This window comes from Kitasatospora sp. NPDC056327, from assembly GCF_042261735.1.
Taxonomy (GTDB): Bacteria; Actinomycetota; Actinomycetes; order Streptomycetales; family Streptomycetaceae; genus Kitasatospora.
Genome location: NZ_JBHJRC010000036.1, coordinates 15,374 through 40,201, shown reverse-complemented (window position 1 = coordinate 40,201; position 24,828 = coordinate 15,374). Strand labels below are relative to the sequence as shown.

General features: G+C 75.6%; 18 protein-coding genes and 2 pseudogenes. 14 read left to right on the top strand and 6 right to left on the bottom strand.

Going from position 1 to position 24,828, the window contains the following annotated elements; genetic code table 11:
- Positions 1-439 (bottom strand): annotated as a pseudogene (locus tag ACFCX4_RS08330) (hypothetical protein); the annotation flags it as partial.
- A gap of 282 nt (positions 440-721) precedes the next feature.
- On the opposite strand from ACFCX4_RS08330, the gene ACFCX4_RS08325 reads away from it, so the two are divergent.
- The 5 genes from ACFCX4_RS08325 to ACFCX4_RS08305 all read left to right on the top strand — a co-directional run bounded on the left by ACFCX4_RS08325 (position 722) and on the right by ACFCX4_RS08305 (position 5,662).
- Complete coding sequence (locus tag ACFCX4_RS08325) at positions 722-1,594, top strand: GNAT family N-acetyltransferase (protein ID WP_376139835.1); 873 nt, start codon at positions 722-724, stop codon at positions 1,592-1,594.
- On the top strand, positions 1,591-2,463 hold the full coding sequence (locus ACFCX4_RS08320) for a lysophospholipid acyltransferase family protein (protein WP_376139834.1): 873 nt from the start codon (positions 1,591-1,593) through the stop codon (positions 2,461-2,463). Before ACFCX4_RS08325 ends, ACFCX4_RS08320 begins: the two co-directional genes overlap by 4 nt.
- A gap of 91 nt (positions 2,464-2,554) precedes the next feature.
- On the top strand, positions 2,555-3,796 hold the full coding sequence (locus ACFCX4_RS08315) for a hypothetical protein (protein ID WP_376139833.1): 1,242 nt from the start codon (positions 2,555-2,557) through the stop codon (positions 3,794-3,796).
- Entirely contained in the window at positions 3,793-4,830 is a 1,038-nt protein-coding gene (locus ACFCX4_RS08310) for a hypothetical protein (RefSeq protein ID WP_376139832.1), read from the top strand. The genes ACFCX4_RS08315 and ACFCX4_RS08310 overlap by 4 nt, the downstream gene beginning before the upstream one ends.
- Positions 4,831-4,900: 70 nt before the next feature.
- Positions 4,901-5,662 (top strand): hypothetical protein, encoded by a 762-nt coding sequence (locus ACFCX4_RS08305; protein WP_376139831.1) that lies wholly within the window; start codon positions 4,901-4,903, stop codon positions 5,660-5,662.
- A gap of 37 nt (positions 5,663-5,699) precedes the next feature.
- Here ACFCX4_RS08305 and ACFCX4_RS08300 read toward each other — a convergent pair whose 3' ends face one another.
- Positions 5,700-7,283: an MFS transporter gene (locus ACFCX4_RS08300; RefSeq protein WP_376139830.1), complete on the bottom strand. Its 1,584-nt coding sequence runs from the start codon at positions 7,281-7,283 to the stop codon at positions 5,700-5,702.
- Between the two features lie 169 nt (positions 7,284-7,452).
- Here ACFCX4_RS08300 and ACFCX4_RS08295 point away from each other — a divergent pair, with 169 nt between their 5' ends.
- From ACFCX4_RS08295 to ACFCX4_RS08285, 3 genes are all read left to right on the top strand, one after another.
- The gene (locus tag ACFCX4_RS08295) at positions 7,453-8,136 is read left to right on the top strand and encodes a TetR/AcrR family transcriptional regulator (protein ID WP_376139829.1); all 684 of its coding nucleotides are present in this window, start codon (positions 7,453-7,455) and stop codon (positions 8,134-8,136) included.
- Between the two features lie 123 nt (positions 8,137-8,259).
- On the top strand, positions 8,260-9,216 hold the full coding sequence (gene pip / locus ACFCX4_RS08290) for a prolyl aminopeptidase (protein ID WP_376139828.1): 957 nt from the start codon (positions 8,260-8,262) through the stop codon (positions 9,214-9,216).
- A 154-nt stretch (positions 9,217-9,370) separates the two neighbouring features.
- Positions 9,371-10,978: an esterase/lipase family protein gene (locus ACFCX4_RS08285; protein WP_376139827.1), complete on the top strand. Its 1,608-nt coding sequence runs from the start codon at positions 9,371-9,373 to the stop codon at positions 10,976-10,978.
- A 268-nt stretch (positions 10,979-11,246) separates the two neighbouring features.
- Here ACFCX4_RS08285 and ACFCX4_RS08280 read toward each other — a convergent pair.
- A pseudogene (locus tag ACFCX4_RS08280) lies at positions 11,247-11,759 on the bottom strand (MarR family winged helix-turn-helix transcriptional regulator); the annotation flags it as partial.
- A gap of 87 nt (positions 11,760-11,846) precedes the next feature.
- On the opposite strand from ACFCX4_RS08280, the gene ACFCX4_RS08275 reads away from it, so the two are divergent.
- Positions 11,847-13,160: an MFS transporter gene (locus tag ACFCX4_RS08275; protein WP_376139826.1), complete on the top strand. Its 1,314-nt coding sequence runs from the start codon at positions 11,847-11,849 to the stop codon at positions 13,158-13,160.
- Positions 13,157-14,158, top strand: a complete 1,002-nt coding sequence (locus ACFCX4_RS08270) for a YdcF family protein (protein ID WP_376139825.1) — start codon at positions 13,157-13,159, stop codon at positions 14,156-14,158. Before ACFCX4_RS08275 ends, ACFCX4_RS08270 begins: the two co-directional genes overlap by 4 nt.
- Before the next feature lie 235 nt (positions 14,159-14,393).
- Here the strand turns inward: ACFCX4_RS08270 and ACFCX4_RS08265 are convergent, their stop codons facing one another.
- Complete coding sequence (locus tag ACFCX4_RS08265; RefSeq protein WP_376139824.1) at positions 14,394-14,948, bottom strand: PaaI family thioesterase; 555 nt, start codon at positions 14,946-14,948, stop codon at positions 14,394-14,396.
- A 290-nt stretch (positions 14,949-15,238) separates the two neighbouring features.
- Here ACFCX4_RS08265 and ACFCX4_RS08260 point away from each other — a divergent pair, with 290 nt between their 5' ends.
- From ACFCX4_RS08260 to murQ, 3 genes are all read left to right on the top strand, one after another.
- Entirely contained in the window at positions 15,239-16,729 is a 1,491-nt protein-coding gene (locus ACFCX4_RS08260) for a PHB depolymerase family esterase (protein WP_376139836.1), read from the top strand.
- A gap of 112 nt (positions 16,730-16,841) precedes the next feature.
- Positions 16,842-17,525 carry a DUF6445 family protein gene (locus ACFCX4_RS08255; RefSeq protein WP_376139823.1) on the top strand — a complete coding sequence of 228 codons (684 nt, stop codon included), beginning with the start codon at positions 16,842-16,844 and terminating at the stop codon, positions 17,523-17,525.
- Positions 17,526-18,147: 622 nt separating this feature from the next.
- Positions 18,148-19,068, top strand: coding sequence for an N-acetylmuramic acid 6-phosphate etherase (gene murQ / locus ACFCX4_RS08250; RefSeq protein WP_376139822.1), 921 nt, complete (start codon positions 18,148-18,150; stop codon positions 19,066-19,068).
- Between the two features lie 92 nt (positions 19,069-19,160).
- Here murQ and ACFCX4_RS08245 read toward each other — a convergent pair whose 3' ends face one another.
- Positions 19,161-19,400 carry a hypothetical protein gene (locus ACFCX4_RS08245; RefSeq protein WP_376139821.1) on the bottom strand — a complete coding sequence of 80 codons (240 nt, stop codon included), beginning with the start codon at positions 19,398-19,400 and terminating at the stop codon, positions 19,161-19,163.
- A gap of 891 nt (positions 19,401-20,291) precedes the next feature.
- Here ACFCX4_RS08245 and ACFCX4_RS08240 point away from each other — a divergent pair.
- Positions 20,292-24,362: an amino acid adenylation domain-containing protein gene (locus ACFCX4_RS08240; protein ID WP_376139820.1), complete on the top strand. Its 4,071-nt coding sequence runs from the start codon at positions 20,292-20,294 to the stop codon at positions 24,360-24,362.
- A 28-nt stretch (positions 24,363-24,390) separates the two neighbouring features.
- Here ACFCX4_RS08240 and ACFCX4_RS08235 read toward each other — a convergent pair whose 3' ends face one another.
- Positions 24,391-24,756, bottom strand: a complete 366-nt coding sequence (locus ACFCX4_RS08235; RefSeq protein ID WP_376139819.1) for an ArsR/SmtB family transcription factor — start codon at positions 24,754-24,756, stop codon at positions 24,391-24,393.
- Between the last annotated feature and the right edge of the window lie 72 nt (positions 24,757-24,828).

The window sequence follows — 24,828 nt, the reverse complement described above, 5'->3', positions numbered from 1 at the left end:
GGCCGGACGCACCGGCCGCGGTGGCGCGGCGGGCCGCCGCGGCGGCCGGCGCGGCCGGGCGGGCCCGGCCGCGGGCCGGATAGGCGCCGCTGCGCACCGCGTGCACCGCGCGCACCACGTACCCGGCCAGCAGCAGCCCGCCCGCCACCGCGCCCGAGGCGTAGGTGTCCGCCGCCTGCTGCTCGGCCCACCCGGAGGCCGCACCGAGCAGCAGGTACGGCGCCACCGCGACCAGCAGGGCCACCGCCAGCGCCACCAGCACCGCCCGCGGCCGCCGGTCCTCCTCCCAGCAGCGCTCGCCGACCAGTTGCAGGGCGAGCGTCATCGCCACCGCCAGGCACCACCACGGCGAGGGCACCAGCCCGACCGCCCGCGCCAGCAGGTAGACGGCGCCGGTCCCCGCCGTCGCCGCCGCCTGGCACACCAGCACACCCGTCATGTCCCCGACGAGACTCCGCCGGAAGCCCGCCCCCGGAATCCACCCCATGCAGCGGAGGATAGGGCGGCGCCCCGGTGCCCAACAGGTGGCGCGCACACGTCGGGTGGCCGCATTCAACAGGTGCACATCTGCGCTCCGCCGAACGGCAACGTGGATGCCAGCCGACTTGGAGAGACATACGGATGCCGGTTCGCGGACCCGTCGAATGGACGGGCCGGTCGGGCCGGTGCCACGGAAGTCCGTGGCTGCCGTCGTCCGTGCTGCTGCCCTGGAGGGTCCGCCATGACCACCGTCCCCACGTACACTCCGCCCGCAGTCACCCCCGGCCCGGCCACCGCGGCCCCCGCCGCGCGCCCGGCCGCGTCCGGCTCCGCCTCGGCCGTCTACACCGTCGCCCTGGCCCGCGACGAGGACGACGTCCGCGCCGCCCAGCGGCTGCGCCACCAGGTCTTCGCCGACGAGCTCGGCGCCACCCTGCACAGCACCGTGCCGGGGCTGGACGCCGACCCGTTCGACGAGTTCTGCGACCACCTGCTCGTCCGCGAGGGCGAGGACGGCGCCGTCGTCGGCACCTACCGCCTGCTGCGGCCCGAGGCCGCCCGCCGGGCCGGCCGGCTCTACTCCGACGGCGAGTTCGACCTCGGCAACCTCGCGCCGCTGCGCGACGGGCTGGTCGAGCTCGGCCGCTCCTGCATCGCCGCCGAGCACCGCGGCAACGGCGCCGTCATCAACCTGATGTGGGGCGGCATCGCCCGCTACCTCGCCGACACCGGCAACACCTGGGTGGGCGGCTGCTGCTCGATCGGCCTGGAGGACGGCGGCGCCACCGCCGCGCGGGTCTGGGACACCGTCGCCGGCAAGCACCTCGCCCCCGAGCAGTACCGGGTCACCCCGCACCGCCCCTGGGACCCCACCGGCATCGCGCGCGCCGAGAAGGCACCGCTGCCGGCCCTGCTCCGCGGCTACCTGCGGCTCGGCGCCTGGGTCTGCGGCGCGCCCGCGCTGGACCCGGACTTCGACTGCGCCGACCTGTACGTGCTGCTGTCGCTGGAGCGCACCGACCCGCGCTACCTGCGGCACTTCCTCTCCGGCGTGGGCGGCATCAGCACCGCGGCGGCCCCGGCCCCGGCGGCGGGTTCGGGAGAGGTCTCATGAGCGTCTGGCTCCCGACGGCCTCCTGCACCCCGGAGGCCTGCCTGACGGACGCCGCGCCGACCGTCGCGCTCCCCCGGCGGGTACTGCGGCTCGCCGGCTGCCTGACGGTGCTGGTCGCCGGGCTGGCCCTGCTGGCGCCGGTCCGGCTGCTGCCGGCCGGGCCGCGCGACCGGCTCGCCCGGTTCTGGGCGCGCCGCCTGCTCGGCGCGCTGGGCGTCGAGGTGCGGATCGTCCCGGCGCCGGGCGCGGGCACCGCGGACGGCGGCGGGGACGGTACCGGCGAAGGCCGGCGGGCCGGGACACCGGCGCGGGGCGGGGCACTGGTGGTGGCCAACCACGTCTCCTGGCTGGACATCCCGCTCATCGCCGCCGCCCGCCCCGGCCGCTCGCTGGCCAAGACCGAGGTCCGCCACTGGCCGGTCCTCGGCCCGCTGGTCGCCCTGGGGGGCACCGTCTTCCTCGACCGCGACCGGCTGCGCACCCTGCCGGCGACGGTCGAGGAGGTGGCCGCCGGGCTGCGGGCCGGCCACCCGATGATCGTCTTCCCCGAGGGCTCCACCTGGTGCGGCCGGGAGAGCGGCCGCTTCCGCCCCGCCTTCTTCGAGGCCGCCGTCCGATCCGGCGCCCCCGTCCAGCCGGTGTCGATCCGCTACCGGCTGGCCGACGACCGCGCCACCAGCGCCCCCGCCTTCGTCGGCGAGGACGGCCTGCTCACCTCGCTGGCCCGGGTCGTCGCCGTCCGCGGCCTGGTCGCCGAACTGACCCACCGCGCCCCCGTTCCCGCCCCGCCGGCCGACCCGGCCCGCCCCTGGGAGGCCCGCAAGGCGCTCGCCCGCGCCGCCCAGACGGCGGTGGAGGGCATCCGCTGAGTGACGGCGGCCGGGGCGACCGCGGGGGAACCATCCGGCGAACTCCGTTCTTCGGCCGCCCCACCCACCGATCACTGACACAGTGTCAGACATGCTTCAAGGACTGGCACTTGAGGAGCCGAGACTCACCGTCCGGCCACGCCGTTCGATCCTCAGGAGGCGCCCGGGATTCTCCGCCACCGTCGCCGCCCTGCTCGCGTTCCTCGTCGCGGCGACCACCGTGCTGGCGGTCAACGGCAGGCTCCTGCTCCCGTTCGACAAAGTGGTCACCCTGGAGGGAGGCATGGGATCGAAGGCGGAGTACTTCGAGGACGCCGAGGTGCAGCGGCTCCTGCTGCGACACGGCATCCGGGTCCACATCACGCCGCTCGGCTCCCAGGAGATCGCCCGCGGGGGCCTCTCCCGCTTCGACTTCGTCCTCCCCTCCGGCCTCCCGTCCGCCAACGCCATCACCGACCGCCGCAAGCAGGCCGGCACGTACGTCAAGGCCTTCCACCCCTTCGTCAGCCCGCTCGTGCTCGCCACCTACCGGGTCTACGCGCAGACGCTGGAGGACCACGGGATCGCCGTCCCGAGGATCGTCGACGGACAGCGGGAGCGGCCGCTGTACTACACCCTCCACCTGCGGGACTTCCTGCTGAAGAGCGCCGACGGGACGAAGTGGGAGGACCTCGGCATCCAGCGCCACGGAACGACCAACAAGAACCGGATCCTGGCGAGCACCTCCAACATCTGCCAGTCCAACTCCGCGGAGACGTACCTGGCCGAGGTCGCGTACACGATGGGCGACCCGCCGGACACCGTCCCCGACGAGACGACCGTCGCCGCGGTGACGGCGAAGATCAGGCCGCTGCTGACCGCCCAGGGCCTGCCCCGGCCGGACGTGTTCGCACCGTACGTCAGCGTGGACGGACCCTTGCTGGCCCCTGTGGTGGTCGCCTACGAGCACCAGTACCTCGCCCACCAGGTCCGGTACTACACCGAGCACCACCGGATCGACACCGACCGCGTCCTGCTCTACCCGGAGGCCCGGTTCGTCACCGAGCCCCAGCTCCTCGCCCTGAACCAGGACGGCGACCGGCTGGGCGAGCTGGTCACCCAGGATCCCGGGCTCCGCCGACGCGCCGTGGCACTCGGCTTCCACACGCTCGGCGACCAGACCGACAGCGGCGAGCTGACGGACTACCTCCACGCCCGCGGCATCCCGGTGTTCGAGAGCCCCGCCGGCGACACCCGCGCCCTCATGCCGAACCAGACGGTCCTGGACGAGATGGTGGACGCCGTCGGCGGCTGCAGGACGCCGGGCCGGCCCACCGCCGGAGCGACCCCGTGAACAGCCCCGCCCGCCGCCGTCCGCTCGTCCGGGCGCTGCTGGCGCTGGCCCTGCTGGCCGGCGCCGCCGGTTCGGTGACCGCCTGCACCTCGGCGGACTCGGCCACCACCACGTCCCTCTCGGTGCTGGCCGGGTCCGAACTCGGCGACCTCCGGGCCGTCCTGGACGAACTGCACGGCGAGACCGGGATCAGGCTGAACCTGGAGCTGCGCGGCACGATGGAGGCCAGCGACGCCCTCGCGTCGGGCCGCGCCGGCGGGTACGACCTGGCCTGGCTCTCCTCCGACCGCTGGCTGCGGCTCGCCCTCGCGGGTTCCGGCGCCGGCACGTCCTCCCCGCTCGCCACCCAGATCATGCGCTCCCCCCTCGCGATCGGCGTGAAGCGGTCCGCGGCGGCCCGGCTGCACCTGGACCCCGCCGGCGGCGCGGTGACCTGGTCCGACATCGCCCGGGCCGCCGGGACCACGGGACTGCGGTACGCCATGGCCGACCCCCGGGTCAGCGAGGCAGGCCTCTCGGCCCTGGTCGCGGTGGCGACCGCCGCCGCCGGTACCGGTGCCGCGCTCCGGCCCGAGGACGTCCGCGAGGACCGGCTGCGCGGGTTCCTCGCCGGCCGCACGCTCACCGCGCCGTCGACCACCGAACTGGTCGAGGCCTACCTCGGCGCCCAGGACGGTACCGACGCGCTGATCGCCAACGAGTCGGAGCTGCTCGCGCTGGGCTCGGACAAGCGGCTGCGCGAACCCGTCGACATCATCTACCCGCAGGACGGCATGGTGCTGTCCGACTACCCCCTGCTGCTGCTCGACCAGGCGAAGCGCCCGGCCTACGACCGGGTCGTCCACTGGCTGCTCACACCCTCCGCGCAGAAGCGGATCATGCGGCTCACCCTGCGCCGGCCGGTCGACGCGGGAATCCCGCGCGATCCCCGCCTGGACCGGGCGATCGGCAACGCCCTGTACTTCCCCGACCGCCCGGAGGTCGTGCGGAGCCTCCTCGCGCAGTACGAGGCCGCCGCCTCGCCGGCGCCGTGAACGCCGTGAACGCCCCGGCCCCCGCGAACACCGTGAACACCGTGACCGCCGCACCCGTGAAGGAGACCCCGTGACCGTCTTCGACGACCAGTGGTGGAGCGTCTTCTGGCCCGAGATGACGACCTGGGTGGTGGCCCTCGGACTTCTGCTCGCCCTCCTGGTCATCGCGTTGCGGGAGCAGCGCAAACCCCCCGGCGTGGACGTCATCACCAAGGCCTGCGTGTACCTGGACGACCGGGCCGTCATGGACATCTACCGGATGGGCCGGTACACCGCCGCGCTGACCCAGGAGGTCGAGCGGCGGATCAGGCGGGGCGCCGAGGCCAACATCACCGCCTTCTCGGCCGTCGCCGGCGTGTCGATGTCCGAGGAACGGATCCACCGCTACGTCCAGGTCGACGGCCCGATCGACGTGATCGGCGTCATCATCAAGGCGCTGGACGGCCGCGACGGCATCATCCAGGCCGATCTGAGGCAGGGAACCGTGCGCAAGAACCGCGCGCTGGCCCGGTCGAAGGAGAGGACCGAGGAGCACGGCACCGGCCCGGCGCTGTTCCGGCTCTCCGACGCCGAGGACTACGTACTGCTCCGCGGCCGCTTCGTGGCGGCCGAGCCGTCCCCGGACACCGCCCCGGGCGGCACGGTCTTCCTCGCCGGCTACCCCGGCATCGCGGACGCACCCGCCCGGATCCGGGTCACCTGCACCTCACCGGGACTCAGCGACATCCAGCCCCGGGCCCAGACCCACGCCGGCTACTGCCTGGGCACCATCCAGGGCTGGAACCCCGACACGGGCACGCTGGACGTCCACGCCATCGCCGTCTTCCGCTGACCGCCGGCCCCGGCCGGGCCCCGTACCCCGGCCGGGCTCACTCCGCCCCGGCCCCTGCCGCCGCACGGACTCCCGGACGGGGGCCGGCGCCGGCCCCCGTCGGGGCCGCCGGGCGGCCGGCAGCGCGCAGCAGCAGGGCGACCAGCACGGCGGCCACCGCGAGGGCCACCGAGCCGCAGCGCAGCGCGAGCCGGATGCCCTCCGTGAACGCGCCCTCCACCGCCTCCCGGAGCGGGGCGGGGAGCGGGGCGGGGCCGGCCCCGCCGGTCAGCGGCGTGCCGTCGGCCCGGCCGACGGCCTCGACGGGGGCGCCGAGGCGGGTGAGTCGCTCGGTCAGCGCTTCGGTCAGCCGGTGGGTCAGGACGGCGCCGAGGACGGCGATGCCGAGGACGCCGCCGAGTTCGCGCAGGGTGTTGACGGTGGCCGAGGCGGTGCCCATCCGCTCGGGGGCGACCCGCTGGAGGACGGCGATGGAGACCGGGGTGAAGGTCATCCCCATGCCCAGGCCCAGCACGAACAGCGTCCACAGGTACCCCGGGTAGCGGGCCTGCTCGCCGTACAGGGAGAGACCGGCCAGGCCGGTGGCGCACAGCGCGATGCCCAGCACCAGCGGGAGCCGGGGGCCGTGACGGCCGGTCAGCCGGGCCGAGAGCGGACCGGCCACCACGATCGTCGCGGTCATCGGGAGGCCGGCCAGACCGGCGGCCGTCGGCGACCAGCCCAGCACGCCCTGCATCAGCAGCGGCAGGAAGAAGAGCGCCCCGAACATCCCGAAGCTGACCGCGAACCCGCCGAGCAGCGCGCCGCCGAGCACGCCGTCGCGGAACAGCCGCAGGTCGAGCATCGGTTCGGCGATCCGCGCTTCGAGCAGCAGGAACGCGGCGAGCAGCAGCAGCGCGAGCACCGCCGCGGTGAGCACCCGGGGGTCCGTCCAGCCCCGCTCGGGGCCCTCGATCAGGGCGTGGACGGCGGCGGCGAGGCCGGCCGCGGAGAGCACCAGGCCACCGGGGTCGAGACGGCGGGCGCGGGCCGGGACCGCGGGCAGCACCCGGCCGGAGAGCACGAGCGCGGCGACGCCGATCGGCACGTTGATCCAGAAGACGCTCGCCCAGCCGAAGGCCTCGACCATCGGACCGCCGGCCACCGGGCCGACCGCGAGGCCGAGCGCCGAGACGCCGGACCACGTGCCGATCGCCCGGGTGCGCTCCCGCTCGTCGGTGAACACGTGGCGCAGGATGGCGAGGCTGCCGGGGGTGAGCAGGGCCGCGCCGACGCCCTGGAGCATCCGCGCGGCGACCAGGGTCCCGACGGTCCCGGCGAGCGCCGCGGCGGCCGAGCCGGCCGTGAACAGGGCGAGGCCGAGCCGGAAGACGGCGGTGCGGCCGTAGCGGTCGCCGAGCGCGCCGCCGGTGAGCAGCAGGGCGGCGAAGACCAGGCTGTAGCCCTCGGCGACCCACTGAAGGCCGCTGATGCCCGCGTCGAGGTCCCGGTCGATGCGGGGCAGGGCGTTGGTGACGATGACGTTGTCCAACATGGACATGAACATGGTGACGCAGAGCGTCGCGAGCGCGAGCCGCCGCCGGCGGGCGCCCGGCGCCCCGGCTCCCTCGGTCTCCCCCATCGATTGGTCCTCCCGGTTCGGCAGAAATGAGGCCCCTAACGGTGTTAGGGGCTGATGTCGACGGGGGACAGCGTGCACCTAACAGTGTTAGATTGCAAGCGCGACCGCAGTCGCCCGACGAACAGCCCCGACGGAACAGCGACGAACAGCGACGAACAGCGAGGACCGCATGCCGGCCGACGAGGACGACGCCGCCCAGCCCCCACTCACCCGCGACGCGCTGGCACGGGCCGCCCTGCGGGTGCTGGAGCGCGACGGCCTGGCAGGCCTGTCGATGCGCAGGGTCGCCGCCGAGGTCGGCGTCAAGGCCGCCTCGCTGTACTGGCACGTCCGCAACAAGGAGGAGCTGCTCGACCTCCTCAACGACGCGCTGATGGCCGACGTCGAGGCACCGCCCCGCACCGGCGACTGGCGGGTCCAGCTGCGCGCCTACTGCGAGCGCTACCGGGCCCACCTGCTCGGCCGGCGGGACGCCGCCAAGGTGGTCGCGGGCCGCCTCGCCCCCGGCCCCAATCTGCTGCGCCTGCTGGAGGACCAGCTGGACCGGCTGCGCGGGGCCGGCTTCTCGGCCGCCGACGCCGCGATGGTGTCCTACCTGCTCGGCGCGTACGTCCAGGGCTTCGTGCTGCAGGAGCAGTCCCCGATGGCGGCGGCCGAGACCACCGGCACCGGACGGCGGGAGCTGGCCGACGCCGCCGCCGACCGGTTCCGGGCGCTGCCCGCCGGGGAGTTCCCCCGGCTGGTGGCGATGGCCGACGACCTCACCGGGCCGGACCTCGACGCCCGGTTCGCCTTCGGCCTCGAACGCATCCTCGACGGCCTGGCCGCCCTGCTGCCGCCCGGGCGGCGCTGACCTCCGCGCCGGGCCGGGGCCCGGGCCGCGACCGGGGCCGGCCGGTACCCGCTCGACCGCCGCCCGTCCGCTCGGTAGCCTCGCGAACGCCCGCGCGACCCCTCCGGCCGAGGAGAGACCCGTATGACCGCGTTCCACCCCGTCGGCGAACCGTACGCGGAGGGCCTGCTGGACGTCGGCGACGGCCAGCGGATCCACTGGGAGGAGTCCGGGAACCCGGCCGGCCGGCCCGCCGTCGTGGTGCACGGCGGTCCCGGCTCGGGCCTCAGCGCCGGAAGCCGGACCTACTTCGACCCGGAGCGCTACCGCCTGGTGCTCTTCTCCCAGCGCAACTGCGGGCGCAGCGAGCCGCACGCCGCCGACCCGGCCACCAGCCTCGCGCACAACACCACCCCGCACCTGATCGCCGATCTGGAGCGGCTGCGCGAGCACCTCGGGATCGACCGCTGGCTGATGTACGGCGGCTCCTGGGGCTCCACGCTGATCCTCGCCTACGCCCAGGCCCACCCCGCGCGGGTGTCCGGGATCGTGCTCAACGCCGTCACCACGACCAGGCCCGAGGAGATCGACTGGCTCTACCGGGGCGTCGGCCGGCTGCTGCCCGAGGCCTGGGCGGCCTTCCGCGACGCGCTGCCGCCCGGGGACCGCGACGGCGACCTGCTCGCCGCCTACGACCGGCAGCTGAACAGCCCCGACCCGGACGTCCGCCGCGCGGCCACCCTCGCCTGGGTGACCTGGGAGGACGCGGTGATCGCGCACGAGACCCAGGGCTCCCCCGGCGCCTACTCGAACCGCCCGTCCGAGGCGACGACGGCCTTCGTCCGGATCGCCGCGCACTACTTCTCCCGCGGCGCCTTCCTGGAGCCCGGCCGGCTGCTGCGGGACGCGCACCGGCTGACCGGCATCCCGGGCGCGCTGATCCACGGCGCCCTGGACCTCGACAGCCCGCAGGACACCGCCCGGCTGCTCGCCGAGGGCTGGCCGGACGCCGAGCTGACGGTGATCCAGGACGCCGGGCACACCGGCTCCGCCGCCACCCGGGAGGCGGTGCTCGCCGCCGTCACCCGCTTCGCGCACTGACGGACCGGCTGCGGACCGTGACGTCCCCTCAACGGTCCGCAGCCGGGGGGTGACAGGCCGGCGCCGGCCGCCGACACTGGGGGGAAGAGGAACTCCCATCCCAACGGGTCGGCCGGTGCCGGCCGGTACCGGCCGCGGAGAGGGCAGGCCGGCCATGAACACGCCGTCCGCCAGGCTCCCGATCGTCTACGTCCGGGGATACGCCGGAGGCACCCCCGGGATCGAGAAGGCCGTGACGGATCCGTTCTACGGATTCAACGAAGGCTCGACGCACATCCGCGTCGGGCGCCAGGACTCCCCCGTCTTCTACCAGTTCGAAAGCCCCTTACTGCGGCTGTTCGCCGAGGAGCACTACCAGGTGCTCGTCGAGGGCGGCCAGGAGACCTACCTGGACACCCACCGGAAGGACGTCCCCGCCGACAGCATCTGGATCCACCGCTTCTACGACCGCTGCTCCGGCACCTGGGGCGAGCGGCCCGAGGACTTCAGCCTGGAGCGGGCCGCCGAGGACCTGCTGCGGCTGATCGAGGAGCTCCGCGAGAAGACCGGCGCGCCCCGGGTCCACCTGGTCGCCCACTCGATGGGCGGACTGATCTGCCGCTGCCTGCTCCAGAAGGTCATCCCGGAGAAGCGCCCCGGCACGCGCGCCGCCGACTACGTCTCGAAGCTGTTCACCTACGGAACGCCGCACGGCGGCATTCGCTTCGCCGTCGGCTTCGGCGTCCCGGAGGCGCTGCGCGACACCTTCGACTTCAACGGCTCGGACGTCTTCGGGCCCGCGCGGATGTACCGGTACCTGACGCCGGACCCCGATCCGGACGGGCCGCCGGACGGCTGGCGGGCCGTCGACATGCCGGACGACGACGGGACCGGCACGCCGGCCGAGGGCGCCGGCGGGTTCCCGCTGGACCGGGTGTTCTGCATGGTCGGCACCGACTCCGCCGACTACGACGTCGCCCACGGCATCTCGGCGGCGGCGGTCGGCCCGCGCAGCGACGGGCTGGTGCAGATCGAGAACGCCCAGGTCACCGGCGCCAACCGGGCCTTCGCCCACCGCAGCCACAGCGGCCGCTACGGGCTGGTCAACTCCGAGGAGGGGTACCAGAACCTGCGCCGCTTCCTGTTCGGCGACCTGCGGGCGCGCGCCGACCTGGTCGGCACCCGGCTGCCCACCGGCGACGAGGACGTCACCTGGCAGGCGGAGGTCCGGCTCAAGGTCCGCGGGCTGCCGGTCCTGCTGCACGAGCGGGTCGCCCCGCACTGGTGCCCGATCCAGCTCTCCGACCCGACGGCGGACACCCGCGGCGCCCGGGAGGCCGCCGGGGACGGCGCCGTGCACCTGGCGACCGCCTTCCTCGCCAGCAGGCTCCTGCCGCACCGGGAGGACGCGGACCGCCCGGAGGCGGCCGGCGACCGGCCCGGCGCGCCGGAACCGGTGCGGTTCGCCCTCGACCTGAAGCTGCTCGCCCTCAGGGAGCGCGGCGGGCTCTTCGGCTTCGGCGACCACCTGGAGCAGACCGCCGACTTCTCGGACACGCTGATCGTCGACGTGGACAGCGCCGGACCGCGGCCGGCCGCCTGGGCGAACTGGAACTCCGAGGTGCCCGGCGCCGTCCGGGACCTCCGGCCGACCGGCCCGCCGCTGCCGGACGAGGACCCGCAGGCCGACGGCTGGCTCGCCCACGTGGCGCTGCCGGCGACGACCGCGCCGATCCTCGGGCCGGACGCCAGGATCCGGCTGCGGGTCGGTCCCTGGTCCTGAGAGCGCGGGCCCGGGGCCCGGGGCGGGCGCCGGCCGCCGGTGAGCGCCGGCCCCGGGTGAGACCGACCCCGGGTGACCGCAGGCCCGGGGCCGCGGGCCCGCCGTCCGGACCTCCTCAGCCGTGCCAGTCGGCGTCCGGCCGCCCGCCCGGCCCGTCCGGCCCGCCCCCGGCGCCCTGCGCCGGGCTCCCGCACCAGGTGTCCGGCGCCTGCCGCGCCTCCCCGGCGGCGTGCGCCGGCCGCTGCGGCGCGGCGTCCGGCGCGGGCTGCTCGGCGGCCAGCAGGACGCGGCGCAGCAGGTCGGAGAGCCGGTGCCGTTCGACCGGGGTGAGGACGCCGAGCAGTCGCTCCTCCTCGATGCCGACGACGTCCAGCGCCTGCCGCCAGGCCAGCCGGCCGGCCTCGGTCAGCTCCACGTCGACCCGGCGGCGGTCGTCGCTGGAGGGGGTGCGGACGACGAAGCCCCGCCGCTCCAGCGCCTCCAGACGGCCGGTCACCGAGGCCGGCGCCAGTCCGAGGTCGGCCCGCAGCTCGGACGGCGTGGCGCGGCCTCCCCGGCCGCCGAGCCCGTGCAGCGTGTCGAACTCGTGCTTCTGCAGGCCGTAGTCGGCCAGACCCTGCTCGCGGACCCGGCCGAGGTGGCGCAGCAACCTGCTCATCCGGGTGACGGCGCCCTCGACGTCCGGGTCGAGGTGCGGCAGCACCGGCCGCCAGCGCTCGACGTGGCCGTCGGTCCAGTCGCGGGGCGCCTCGGCCGCCGCCCGGTGAGTCGCGGGTGTCATGCCCCGAGTCTAGGCGTCCTTGAGCTGGGGCTTTGCGGCCTTTTTATTTCGTTGACGAAATTTCGGCACCGAAATACAGTCCTCCTCGTGACCACCACTCAGCACCCGCTGCGTCTGCGCGGCTTCCGCCTGCTCTTCCTGGGCCGGACGGTCTCCACCCTCGGGGACGCCGTCGTCCCGGCCGCCCTCGCCATCGCCGTCACCCGGGCGACCGGCTCCTCCGGCGCGCTCGCCCTCGTGCTCGGCAGCGCGATGGTTCCGCGCCTGCTGCTGCTCCCGCTGGGCGGCGTCGTCGGGGACCGCGTCAACCCCCGGCTGGTCGCGCTCGTCACCGACCTCCTCCGGGCCGTCGTCCAGGTGGCCGTCGGCCTCGAACTCCTCACCGACCAGCCCCGGCCGGCCGTGCTCGCCGCCGCCTCGGCGGTCGGCGGCATCGCCTCGGCCTTCGCGATGCCGACCGCCACCCCGCTGGTCGCCGCCACCGTGGACGGCCCGCTGCGGATGCGGGCGAACGCGCTGCTCGCCTCCGCCTCCAACGCCGCCCGGCTCGGCGGACCGGCCCTCGCCGGGGTGCTCGTCCTGACGATCGGCCCCGGCTGGGCGTTCGTGCTCGACGGCGCCTCCTTCCTGGTCAGCGCCGCCCTGCTGACGCGCCTGCGGGTCCGGCACACCCCCGGCGAGCGGCGCTCGCTGCGCACCGACCTGCTGCACGGGTGGACGGCGGTGCGCTCGCGCGACTGGTACTGGACGAGTCTGATCGGCCACGGCGTCTGGAACGGCGCCGCCGCCGTCCTGCTCACCCTCGGCCCGCTGATCGCCAGCCGGCAGCTCGGCGGGGACGCCGTGTGGATCGCGATGACCCAGGCCGCCGCGGTGGGCGTGCTGGCCGGCTCGTTGCTCGCCGGCCGCTACCGGCCGAAGCGGCCGGTCCTGGTCGCCAACCTCGGCCTGGCCCTCTACGCGCTGCCGCTGGCCGCGCTCGCCGTGGCGGCGCCGGCACCGCTCACGGTGACCGCGTACGCGGTGGCGATGACCGGGCTCGGCTTCCTCAGCCCGGTCTGGCAGACCGTCGTCCAGCAGGAGTTCCCGCCCCAGGTGCTGGCCCGGGTGACGTCCTACGACTGGCTGCTGTCGCTCGCCGCCGCCCCGCTCGGGTACGCGCTCGCACCGCTGGCCGCCGACGCCTGGGGCAGCACCGGCCCGCTGCTGGTCACCGCCGCCCTGGTCGCCGTCGCCTGCGGCGGGACCGCCGCCGTCCCGGGCGTACGCCGGATCGGGCACCGTACGGACGCGGGCGACGGCAGGACGCCGGAGGTCACGAAGGGGGCGGCCCCCGGGTCCTCCCCCGACCGGGAGGCGCTCGACACGCCCGGCCGGCGGAACCCTACGATACGGGCATGATCGCCTACGCCCCCGCGGCCTTCTTCTTCCTCCTCTGCGGAATCGGAGTCCTCCGCGACCGGCGCCGCTTCAGCAACGCCGTCCTGCTCGGCATCGCGGTCTCGTTCCTCGCGCTGGCGCTGATCGCGGAGCTGCGCCGGGCACCGACCCTGATCGCCGAGCTGGCGGCGGCCGCGATCGTGCTGCTCCCGGCACTCGGCACCATCGCCCTGGTCTGGTTCCTCATCTCCAACGGTCTGACCATGATCCGCAAGGAGGGGTGGCGGCCGGCGAACCTGCTGTCGCTGCTGGCCGGCCTCGGCATCCTCGGCGTGATCGCCCTGTTCGTGGCCGCCGTCGTCACCGACTCCGTCCGGCTCGGCATCCTCGCCGCGACGGCGCTCCTGGTGGTCGGCTACATCTCGTTCCTCTTCGTCTGCTTCGTCGGCTACGCCTTCCTCTACCAGCGCCACCGGCCGCGCGGCGACGTCGACTTCGTGGTGGTGCTCGGCTCCGGGCTGATCGGCGGCGAGCGGGTGCCGCCGCTGCTCGCCAGCCGGCTCGAACGCGGCCGCGAGGTCTACGAGAAGCAGGCCGCCCGCAGCACCCCGCCGGTCCTGATCGCCTCCGGCGGCCAGGGGCCGGACGAGAAGCTGCCGGAGTCCCACGCGATGGCGGACTACCTGACCGAGCGCGGCTTCCCGGCCGAGCACGTGGCCCGCGAGGACCGGTCGCGGACCACCGAGGAGAACCTCCGGTTCAGCAAGGCGATCATGGAGCAGGCCAAGCCCGACTACCGCTGCGTCATCGTCACCAACAACTTCCACGCCTTCCGGGCCGCCCTGATGGCGCGCAAGACGGGCGTCAACGGCCAGGTCTTCGGCTCGCCCACCGCCCGCTACTACTGGCCCAGCGCGACGATCCGCGAGTTCGCGGCCGTCTTCCTCGCCCACAAGCTGGTCAACCTGGGGATCTGCGGGTTCCTCGCCGTCTGCGGGCTGCTCGCCGCGACCGTCTGAGCCCCGGCGCACCGGGCCCCGGGGGTCACCGCCGCGCGGTCGCGCGGCAGTGGCCGCCGGGGCCCGTGCGCACGTCCGTCCCTGCGCACGCAGGTGGGCCTGCCCGCCCCGTGCGTTCCGCCCTCCGGGACCCGCCCCGTGCGGTCCACCCAATGCGGTCCACCCAATGCGGTCCACCCAATGCGGTCCACCCAATGCGGTCCGGTCCGCGTGGTGCCCGGTCCGTGCCGGTGCGTCAGGCCGCGCGGCGCGGGGCCAGCACGGCGCAGGTGGTGGTGGCGTGCGCGAACAGCCGGCCGTCCTCGCAGCCGGTGATCCGTGCCTCGGCGGTGGCCATCGTCCGGCCGACTTGCAGGGCGACGCCCTCGCACCGCACATGGCCCGATTCCGCGAACAGCGGCCGCACCATGTGCACGTTCAGCTGGGTGGTGGTGTAACCGACCCCGGCCGGCAGCCGGCTCATCACGGCGCAGCCGAGCGCCGAGTCCAGCAGGGTGGCGAGATAGCCCCCGTGGACGGTGTTCATCGGGTTGAAGAGGTGGTCGCCGAGCACCCCCTCGAACACGGCCGTCCCCGGCCCGGCCTCGACCAGCAGGAAGCCCAGCGTGCTCCCGATCGGCGGCTGCTGGATCCGGCCGGCGATGATCCCCCGGAGGATCTCCTCACCGGTGAGGTGCGGAAACTCGGAGATGGGCGGCCCGGCGTGCCAGTGGTGGGTACGGGTGCGCGGCACCGCGCCGGCCGGCGGTCCGGCCGCGGGATCGGCGGGGTCGGTCTCGAAGGTGGTCATGACACCACCATTGCCGCCTCCCGACGCGCACTCAAGTGTGTTCCCACGCGCGTTCCCGCCTCCGCCGCCGCCATGTCGGCGGCGGCCATGACCGCCCGCGGGACGGCGGCCGACCGGCACATGGTGACGGGCCGCCGGGTGCGTCACGCTGCCGGACGACGCCCGCACTCCTCCCCCACCCGGAGTCCCCGATGGCCCTGTCCCGCACCCGGTCCGCGCCGCCGCCCTCCCCCGTTCCGCCCGCCCCGCCCGCCCCCGCACCGCCGCCGCTGCGCCGCGCCGCGCGGTCGATGCGCCGGACCACCGCCGCCCTGCTGGCCGCGGCATCGCTCCTCCTCCCCTCCACGGGCGCGACCGCAGCGCCCGCGCCGTCCTCCACCGGCTCCGTCGGCGCCGCCGGCTCCACCCGCTCCGCCGAGGCCACCGCCGCCGTGACCGGTGGCCTCCAGCAGGTCACCGGCTTCGGCAGCAACCCGGGCAACCTGGCGATGTACACCTACGCCCCGGCCGGGCTGCCCGCCGGTGCGCCGCTGGTGGTCGCCCTGCACGGCTCTCTCCAGAGCGCCGACGACTACTACCGGCACTCCGGGTGGGCCGAGCTCGCCGATCGCCACCGGTTCGCCGTGGTGTTCCCGCAGACCGGTCCGGCCAACAACCCGCTCTCCTGCTTCCGCTGGTTCGACTCGGCCCAGAACGCCCGGGGCGTCGGCGAGGCCGCCTCCGTGGTCCAGATGGCGGCCAAGGCCGGGGCGCTGTTCGGTTCGGACCGGCAACGGGTGTACGTCACCGGCCTCTCCGCCGGCGGCGGTTTCACGGCGGACCTGCTCGCCGACTACCCCGACGTCTTCGCGGGCGGCTCCGTCGCCGCCGGTCCGCCCGCACACTGCGCGGCCACCCTGTCCGCGGCCGCCTCCTGTCAGAACGCCGACCAGGGACTCACCCCGGCCCAGTGGGCCGACAGGGTCCGCCGCGCCCACCCCGGGCACACCGGCCCGTGGCCCCGGGTGGCGATCTGGCACGGCACGGCGGACACCACCGTCCGGCCCGTGAACGCCACCGAACTGCGGGACCAGTGGACGGAGGTGTGGGGCATCGGCCGCACACCGGCCGGCACCCGCGGCCTGCCCGGCGGCACCACCGAGACCGTCTACGCGGACGCCTCCGGGCGGCCCGCCGTCGCCCTCTACTCGATCGCCGGCATGGGCCACGGCCTCGCCGTCGCCCCCGGTCCGGGCACCGACCGGTGCGGCGCGACCGGCGCCTACTTCCTCGACGCGATCTGCTCCGACTACCACTCCGCACGGTTCTGGGGCCTGACCGGCGACGGTCCGACCGTCCCCGGACCGCCCGCGCCGGCCGGCCTCACCGCCACCCCCACCGGGAGCGGCAGCATCGCCCTCGGCTGGCAGCCCGTCACGGGGGCCGTGTCCTACCGGGTGTTCCGGGACGGTGCCCCGGTCGCCTCCCCCACCGGCACCGGCCACACCGACTCGGGGCTGAGCGCGGGCACCACCTACGGCTACGCGGTGGCGGCGGTCGCCGCCGACGGCACGGCGGGCCCCCGCTCGGCCACCGTCACCGCCACCACCACCGGCAGCGCCCCGGTGTGCTTCACCGCCGACAACCACCACCAGGTGACCGCGGGCCGGGCGTCGGTCGCCGGCGGGCGGGTGTACGCCCTGGGTTCGGGGCAGGACATGGGCCTGTGGAACGTCCTCACCGTGCACACCCTGCGGCAGACCGGACCGGCCTTCTACGTCCTCGCCGACGGCGGCTGCTGACGGCCGGTCACGGAGCCCGCCGTCACCGCCTCCGCTCTCCCGCGCCGACCTTGACGAAAGGTTGACCTGCTCACGGCAGAACGTTGGGGGCGACGAATCCTATGGTCGGCGCATGCCCCCACTGCCCGCCGGGCGGACGGCCGCCCTGCCCGTCCTGCCCTACCGCAAGCCCACCCCCGGCCGCGACTACTGGGTGTTCGACGACGTCCTGCCCGACCCCGACGCCGTCCGGCGCCGATGCCTCGACCGCGACACCTGGACCGAGGGCCACCCCTACCGGCCCGAGAGCTGGCCCGGGCTGCGCACCATGCCCGGCCTCGAACCGGACGAACTGGCCCGCGTCGAGGCCCTCGTCCGCAGGGCCACCGGGGCGCCCCGTCTCTGGGTGCAGCGCACCCCCGGCGGCGGCACCCTGAACCACAACTGCGTCCAGCTCGTCGGCGCCGGCGAGTCGGAGCCCCGCCCCCACACCGACTCCCGCGCGCTCTGCCGCTACGCCGCCGTCCTCTACCTGAGCCCCGGCGCCCCCAAGGACTCCGGGACCGGCTTCTACCGCCAGCGCCTCCCCGCCGGCCGCCTCGGCGGCAACCTGGTCACCGCCCCGCACACCAACCTGGTCGAGGCCCTCGGCACCCGCCGCGTCCCCGCCGACACCTTCACCGAGGACGTCCGCGTCCCCAATCGCTACAACCGCCTGCTCGTCTACCACGCCAACCTCATCCACAGCGCCACCGCCTACCACGGCCTCACCCCGGAGGACCGCCGGATGACGGCCGTCTTCTTCTGGATGGCCTGACCCCGTCTCCGCACGCCTCCCGGGCCCCGCGGCGTCCGGCGGGAGGAGGCTCGGCGAAGTCGGGCCACCGCTTCCGCAGCACTCACGCGGAGAACCGGCGGGGGGCGACCCGCACCCCCGCCGCCCCGGCGGGAACGGCGGACGGTGGCGGAATCCCGTCCGGAACCGCCCAGGAACGCGTGGTCCGTCCGGGCCCGCACCGGGCGCCGGGCGAGCCACACGATCGCCGGCCGGGTCGTCCCGCTCCCCCGGCCGCCCGACAGCGTCGAGGCCTCCCCTCCGGGACCGTCACCGACCAGGTGACGGAGGTCGCGCACGACCCCGCCGCCTGGCGGAACACCGGCCTCGTCGGCGACGACGAGCAGGTCCCGCCGCCGACCGCGCCGTTCCACCACCGGGCCGACCGCCCGCAGCACGCACCGGTCCGCCCGGAGCTCCACCCGAACCGTCCGACACCGCACTCCCCCTGCACGAGCCTCCGCCCCACCCAACCGCGCCCCCACGCCCGGGCGGTCCCCACCGGCCCGCGCCGCACCGAACGGGACACGGCCCCCGGCCGGACGAGGGCGGCGCCCCGGTGCGGCTCCGGTTGACGGCCGCCGTGTGCGGGGAGGGAGGCCGTATGGAGAACGCTGACCTCCCGGCCACGGAGACCGTGCGGCCGGAGTGGGCCGGACTCGACCGGCTGGGGACCCTGGAGCTGCTGCGGCTGCTGAACGCCGAGGACCGCACGGTCGCCGTGGCGGTGGCCGCAGAGCTGCCGCGGATCGCCGCCGTGGTGGACGCGGCCGCCGGGCGGATGGCCCGGGGCGGACGGCTGGTCTATGCGGGGGCCGGGACGGCCGGGCGGCTCGGGATGCTGGACGCCAGCGAGTGCCCGCCGACCTTCAACACCGACCCGGGCCGTGTGGTGGGCGTGATCGCGGGCGGCCCGCCGGCGCTGGTGCGCGCCGTCGAAGGGGCGGAGGACGACACGGAGCGGGCGGTCGCCGATCTCGCCGCGCTGGCCCTGACGGCCGAGGACACCGTGGTGGGCGTCTCCGCCTCCGGCCGCACCCCGTACACGGTGGCGGCCGTCCGGTACGCCCGCACCACCGGGGCGCTGACCGTGGGGCTGGCGGGGACCACCGGGTCGCCGCTGGTCGCGGCGGCCGAGCTGGGGATCGAGGTGGAGACCGGGCCGGAGGTCGTGGCCGGTTCGACCCGGCTCAAGGCGGGGACGGCACAGAAACTGGTGCTGAACCTGTTGTCGACGGCGGTCATGGTCCGGCTCGGCAAGACGTACGGCAACCTGATGGTCGACGTGCGGGCGGGCAATGCCAAGCTGCGCGACCGGGCACGGCGGATCGTCACCGGGATCACCGGCGCGGACGAGGAGACGGCCCGCCGCGCACTGGCGGCCACCGGCGGCGAGGTGAAGGACGCCGTCCTGGTCGTCCTCGCCGGGGTGGACGCGCCGGCCGCCGCGCGGCTGCTCGCCGCGGCGGACGGGCGGCTGCGTGAGGCGCTGGAACTGTCGTGGGAGGGCTCCGGCCGGGGCTGATCCCCGCGGCCGGAGCGGCGGAGCGGCCGTCCGCACCGACCGGGCCCGGGCGCCGGACACGGACACACCCTGACCGGGCCCACCGGGCGGGCTCAGACCTCCTGCGCGTCCAGCCAGTGCAGCAGCACGGTGCGCTCGGTGTCGGAACCCGCCGGGCTGGTGGGGTCGAGCACCCAGTGGCGGATGCGGCGCAGGGTCTCGGCGTCGAGGTCGAGGTAGAGCCGCCAGTGGGCACGGGGGTGGCAGTCGGCGGCCTCGCGGGGCTCGCCGCACTCCTGGCAGTGGGTGAAGAAGGCGTCGACCAAACGGTGCACGAGCGTCTCGGCGGACATGGGCGGCGGTACCTTCTCACTCATTCGGATGCCGGGCGCGGACGGGGCCGCCGGTCTCCACGGGACGGCGGGCCCGCATTCCAGGGTGCGGAACCCTCCACCCGGAGGACAGGGACCAACGTCCTCTCCGCCCCGGCTTCGGTCACGGCGCGGCCGGCCCCGGTCACCGACGCCCGCCCCCGTTGCCGGGCCCACCGCCCCCGGGCGCACCTCCGCCCACCCCCGCCACGGCCACGGCCGCCCGGGACGGAGGCCCGGTCCCCGTGGGGGTGGGGACCGGGCCCGTTCGGGGCGGTCCGGCGGTTGGGGCCGCGCGGTTCAGCCCCGCCCGGCGGACCGCTGGGTTCGCCGGGAGACCGGGTCGGGCACCGGGGCGGCGCCCCTGCGGACGCGACGTACGGTTGCGTTCACGAAGGCACCTCCATGACAGGGCCGCATCAAAGCGGCGAGGTGGGAGGAGTTAACCCGCACCCGCCGGGCGGCGTCAATAAGTAAATCCACAATCCATCGAATCCCGACTTTCTCGTTATCTTTGTGAACGCTTTCGGATGGTTGAAACCTGGAGGTTCCTCCGACCCGAGAACCGACGGACCGGGACGAACGAGGCGCCGCCCACTCGCCGGCCGGGACGGGGCGAGACCATGCAGCATTCAGTAGTTTGATCATCCGTCAGCGATGCATCCCACACCCCGCGGCGGTTCGCCCGGGACGTCCCGGGCGGGGCCCGGGACGTCCGGGACAGTGGCGTGACCGGGCCCGGGCCGGAAGGGGGGCCGGGTAGCGGCCGGCGCCCCAGGCGTCCGGGACAGCGGGCGGCCGACCTTGGGAGGCACGCCCGGTCGACGGACCGGGCGGCCGTACCGGCCCGACCCGAGCCCAGGGAATCCCCTCATGACCGCAGAGCCCGTCCCGTCCGCCGTCCTCCCCGACGCCCGCCGTTCCCTCTGCCTGCCCGACCTGCTCCACGCCCAGGTGGCCGCCCGGCCCGGGGCCACCGCCGTGACCGGCGCCGACGGCGGCGGCCGGCTCACCTTCCGCGAACTCGGCGCGGCCGCCGACGCGCTCGGCGCGCACCTGCACCGGCTGGGGGTGGCGGCCGACGACTGCGTCGGCCTGTACACCGAGCCGTCCCCGGAGCTGATGACCGGGGCCTGGGGCATCCTGCACGCGGGTGCCGCGTACCTGCCGCTCTCGCCGGAGTACCCGGAGGAGCGCGTCCGCTGGATGATCGAGTCCAGCGGGACCAGGGTGATCGTCGCCCAGGAGCACCTGCGCGAACGGCTCGCCGAGCTGGTCCCGCCGGGCACCCGGATCGTCACCGCCGCCGACCTCGCGGACGCCGGCCCGATCCCGCACCAGGGGCAGGGACCGGCCGTCCCCGGCCGCCCCGGCCCGGAGTCGCTGGCGTATGTGATCCACACCTCCGGCTCCACCGGCCGCCCCAAGGGCGTGATGGTCGAGCACCGCAGCATCGTGTCCCAGCTGCGCTGGCTGGCCGACGCCGGGCACCTGGGCCCGGCCACCGTCGTGCTGCAGAAGACGCCGATGAGCTTCGACGCGGCGCAGTGGGAGATCCTCGCGCCCGCCACCGGGGCCCGCGTGGTGATGGGCGCGCCCGGCGTCTACCGCGATCCGGAGGCGCTGATCGACACCGTGCTCGCGCACGGCGTGACGGCCCTGCAGTGCGTGCCCACCCTGCTCCAGGCGCTGCTGGACACCGAGCGGCTGACGGAGTGCACCGGGCTGCGCGCTCTGTACTCCGGGGGCGAGGCGCTGTCGGTCCGGCTCGCCCGGGCCCTGACGGCGGCGCTGCCGGGCACCGAGCTGGTCAACCTCTACGGGCCGACCGAGTGCACCATCAACGCGACCGCCCACCGGATCGACCCCCGGACCCTCGGCGACGGAACGGGATCGGTGCCGATCGGCGTGCCGGTGGACCGCACCAGCTGCTTCGTGCTGGACGGGGAGCTGGCGCCGGTGGAGGTCGGGGCGACCGGTGAGCTGTACATCGGCGGCGTCCAGCTGGCCCGGGGCTACCTCAACCGGCCCGATCTGACGGCGGAGCGGTTCGTCGCCTCACCGCACCTGCCGGGCGAGCGGCTGTACCGGACCGGCGACCTCGCCCAGTGGCTCCCGGACGGCACGCTGCAGTGCGCGGGCCGGGTGGACAACCAGGTCAAGCTGCGCGGCTACCGGGTGGAGCTGGACGAGATCGCGCTGGCCGTGGAGGAGCACACCTGGGTGCGCCGGGCGGCGGCGGTGGTCACGGACGACGCGCGGACGGGGCACCGCAACCTGGTGGCCTGCGTGGAGCTGAATCCCAAGGAGGCCGCCCTGATGGACCAGGGCGCCAACGGGAGCCCGGCCGGGAACGCGAACGGGAGCCCGGACGGAAACCCGGACGGAGGCCGGGACGGCGACCCGCGGGGCGGCCACCACCGCTCCAAGGCGAGCAGGCTCCAGGTCCGGGCACAGCTCTCCGACCCGGGCGTGCGCACCGCGGCCGAGCTGGCCGGCCGCCCGGTGCTGGCGCTGCCGGGGCGCCGCGGGACGGCGCGCCAGCGGCGGGAGACCTTCGCCCGCAAGACCTACCGCTTCTTCGAGGGCGGCCCGGTGACCAGGGCGGACCTGCTGGCGCTGCTGGCGGCCCCGTACCCGGCGGCCGGCGGCGCCGGCGGGTCCGCCCGCGGCGAGGCCGTCACGCTCACCGGCCTTGGCCCGGCGCTGCGCTGGTTCGGCCAGTTCCACAGCGCGGAGCGGCTGCTGCCGAAGTACGCGTACGCCTCGCCCGGCGCGCTGTACGCCACCCAGCTGTACCTGGAGACGGACGGCTCGCACGGCTCGCCGTCGGGCGTGTACTACTACCACCCGCGGGATCACGCCCTGGTCCGGATCGGCAGCGCGGCCGCCGGCGCGACCGGCCTGACGGCGCACTTCCTGGGCCGGCGCGGCGCGATCGAGCCGGTGTACCGGAACAACATCCGGGAGGTGCTGGAGTTCGAGACCGGCCACATGATCGGCGTGCTGGAGGAGGTGCTGCCGGAGTACGGGCTGACGGTGCGTCCGCTGGGCCACGAGCCGGCCGTGCAGCGGCGGCTGGACGTCGCCGGGGAGGACTTCTACCTGGGCGGCTTCTCGATCGTCCCGGACGACGGGCGGCCGCGCCGGGAGGACACCGAGCTGTTCGTCCAGGCCCACCCGGGCGGGGTCGAGGGCCTGCCCGCCGGGCTGTACCGGTACGAGCCCGGCCGGCCCGACGGCACCGACGACGGAACGGGCGGCAACGGCGGCAACGGCGGCGCGGGCGGCGCCCTGACCCGGATCTCGGACGGGGTGGTCGAGGTCCGGCACGTCATCGCGATCAACCAGCAGGTGTACCGGCGGGCGGGCTTCGGGATCAGCGCGGTGAGCCGGGCCGCCGAACCGTGGCTGGAGTACATCGGACTCGGCACCCGGCTGCACCACCTGCAGCGCAACGGGCTGGGCTTCGGCTTCATGTCCGCGGGCTACAGCTCGCGCAGCGGCCACCCGCTGCCGGCCGCGCGGCGGCTGGACGCGCTCCTGGCCGGGTGCGGGATCGCGGCCGGCCCGTCGTACTTCTTCCTCGGCGGGCGGGTGAGCGGGGATCAGGTCCGCAGCGAGGGCATGCGGGAGGACGCGGTGCACATGAAGGGCCCGGCGGAGCTGATCCGGGACGAACTGGCGGCCGTGCTGCCGGACTACATGGTCCCCAACCGGGTGCTGGTGCTGGACGCGCTGCCGCTGACCGCCAACGGGAAGGTGGACGTCAAGGCGCTGGCCGCCGCCGAGCAGGTGCGGGACGCCGGGACGGGCGCGCCGTTCGTGGCGCCCTCGACGCCGACGGAGCGCCGGCTGGCGGCGGTGTGGGCGTCCGCGCTGGGGTACGAGGCGGTGTCCGCCGCGGACGAGTTCTTCGCGGCCGGCGGGAACTCGCTGATCGCGGTGGCGCTGGTCAACCGGGTGAACCGGGAGTTCGGCACCCGGCTGCCCCTGCAGGTGCTGTTCACCGCCCCGAGGCTGACGGACCTGGCGGCACGGATCGACGGCACCCGGGCGGACGACGGAACGGGCGGCAGGACGGGGGGCCCGAGCGACGGCGGGACGGACGCGGCGAACCGGAGGAGCGGGGCGGCGCCGTTCTCCCGGCTGGTACCGCTGCACGGGGCCGGCGGCTCCGGCGACCCGGTGTTCTGCTGGCCGGGACTGGGCGGCTACCCGATGAACCTGCGCCCGCTCGCCGGGCGGTCGGGCCGACCGTTCTACGGGGTGCAGGCGCACGGCATCAACGCCGGGGAGACGCCGTACCCGACGATCCGGGAGACCGCCGCGGCCGACGTCGCGGAGATCCGCCGCGTCAGGCCGCGGGGCCCGTACACCCTGTGGGGGTACTCCTTCGGCGCACGGGTGGCCTTCGAGGCGGCCTGGCAGCTGGAGCGGGCCGGGGAGCGGGTGACGGAGGTGCTGCTGATCTGCCCCGGCAACCCGGAGGTGCGGCGGGCCGACGGCGAGCGGTACGGGCGGGAGTCCTCGTACCGCAACCCGGCGTACCTGACGATCCTGTACTCGGTGTTCGCCGGGTCGATCAGCGGGCCGGGGCTGGACGCCTGCCTGGCCGAGGTGCGCGACGAGGACGGCTTCACCGCGTTCGTCCACCGGCTGCTGCCCGGGCTCGACGAGGAGGTGATCCGCCGGATCACCCGGATCGTCGGGGAGACCTACGAGTTCGAGTACACCTTCCGCGAGCTGGCCGAGCGGCGGCTGGCGGCCCCGGTGACCGCCTTCCGGGCGACCGGCGACGAGTACGCCTTCGCCGGGGGCGGGCCCGGCCGGCCCGGGACCGTGCCGCGCACGGTGCAACTGGCCGGCGACCACTACGGCGTGCTGAAGGAGCAGGGGGTGGACGAGCTGGTGGCCGCGATCGCCGCGGCGACCGGCGGCTGAGGGCCGCCGGGGGCCGTCAGACGGCGGGTCAGCGGGCCCCGGCCGCCGGACCCGCCGGCCGGGGCCCGGCCACCGGGGGCCGCCGGTCCCAGTCGTCGGCGAGCCCGGCCATCCAGCGCGCCGTGGCGGCGAGGGCGGCCGGGCGGACGGCGTAGCGGACCTCGCGGCCGGCCCGGTGCCCGGCGACCAGGCCGGCGGAGTCCAGCACCGCGAGGTGCTTGACCACGGCCTGGCGGGAGACCGGCAGCCACCCGGCGAGGGTGGTCGCGGTGGCCTCGCCCTGGGCCGCGAGCAGGTCGAGCAGCCGGCGCCGGGTCGGGTCGGCGAGGGCGCCGAGCACGTGGTCGACAGTCTCCGCACCGGCTCCGCGGCGTTCCGTCGCGGTGTCACTCATGGGGCTGCTCCTCGGCCTTGACCAGCTGTGGCAACCTCATGGTTGCACCGTGCCGGGACCAGGGGCAATCCG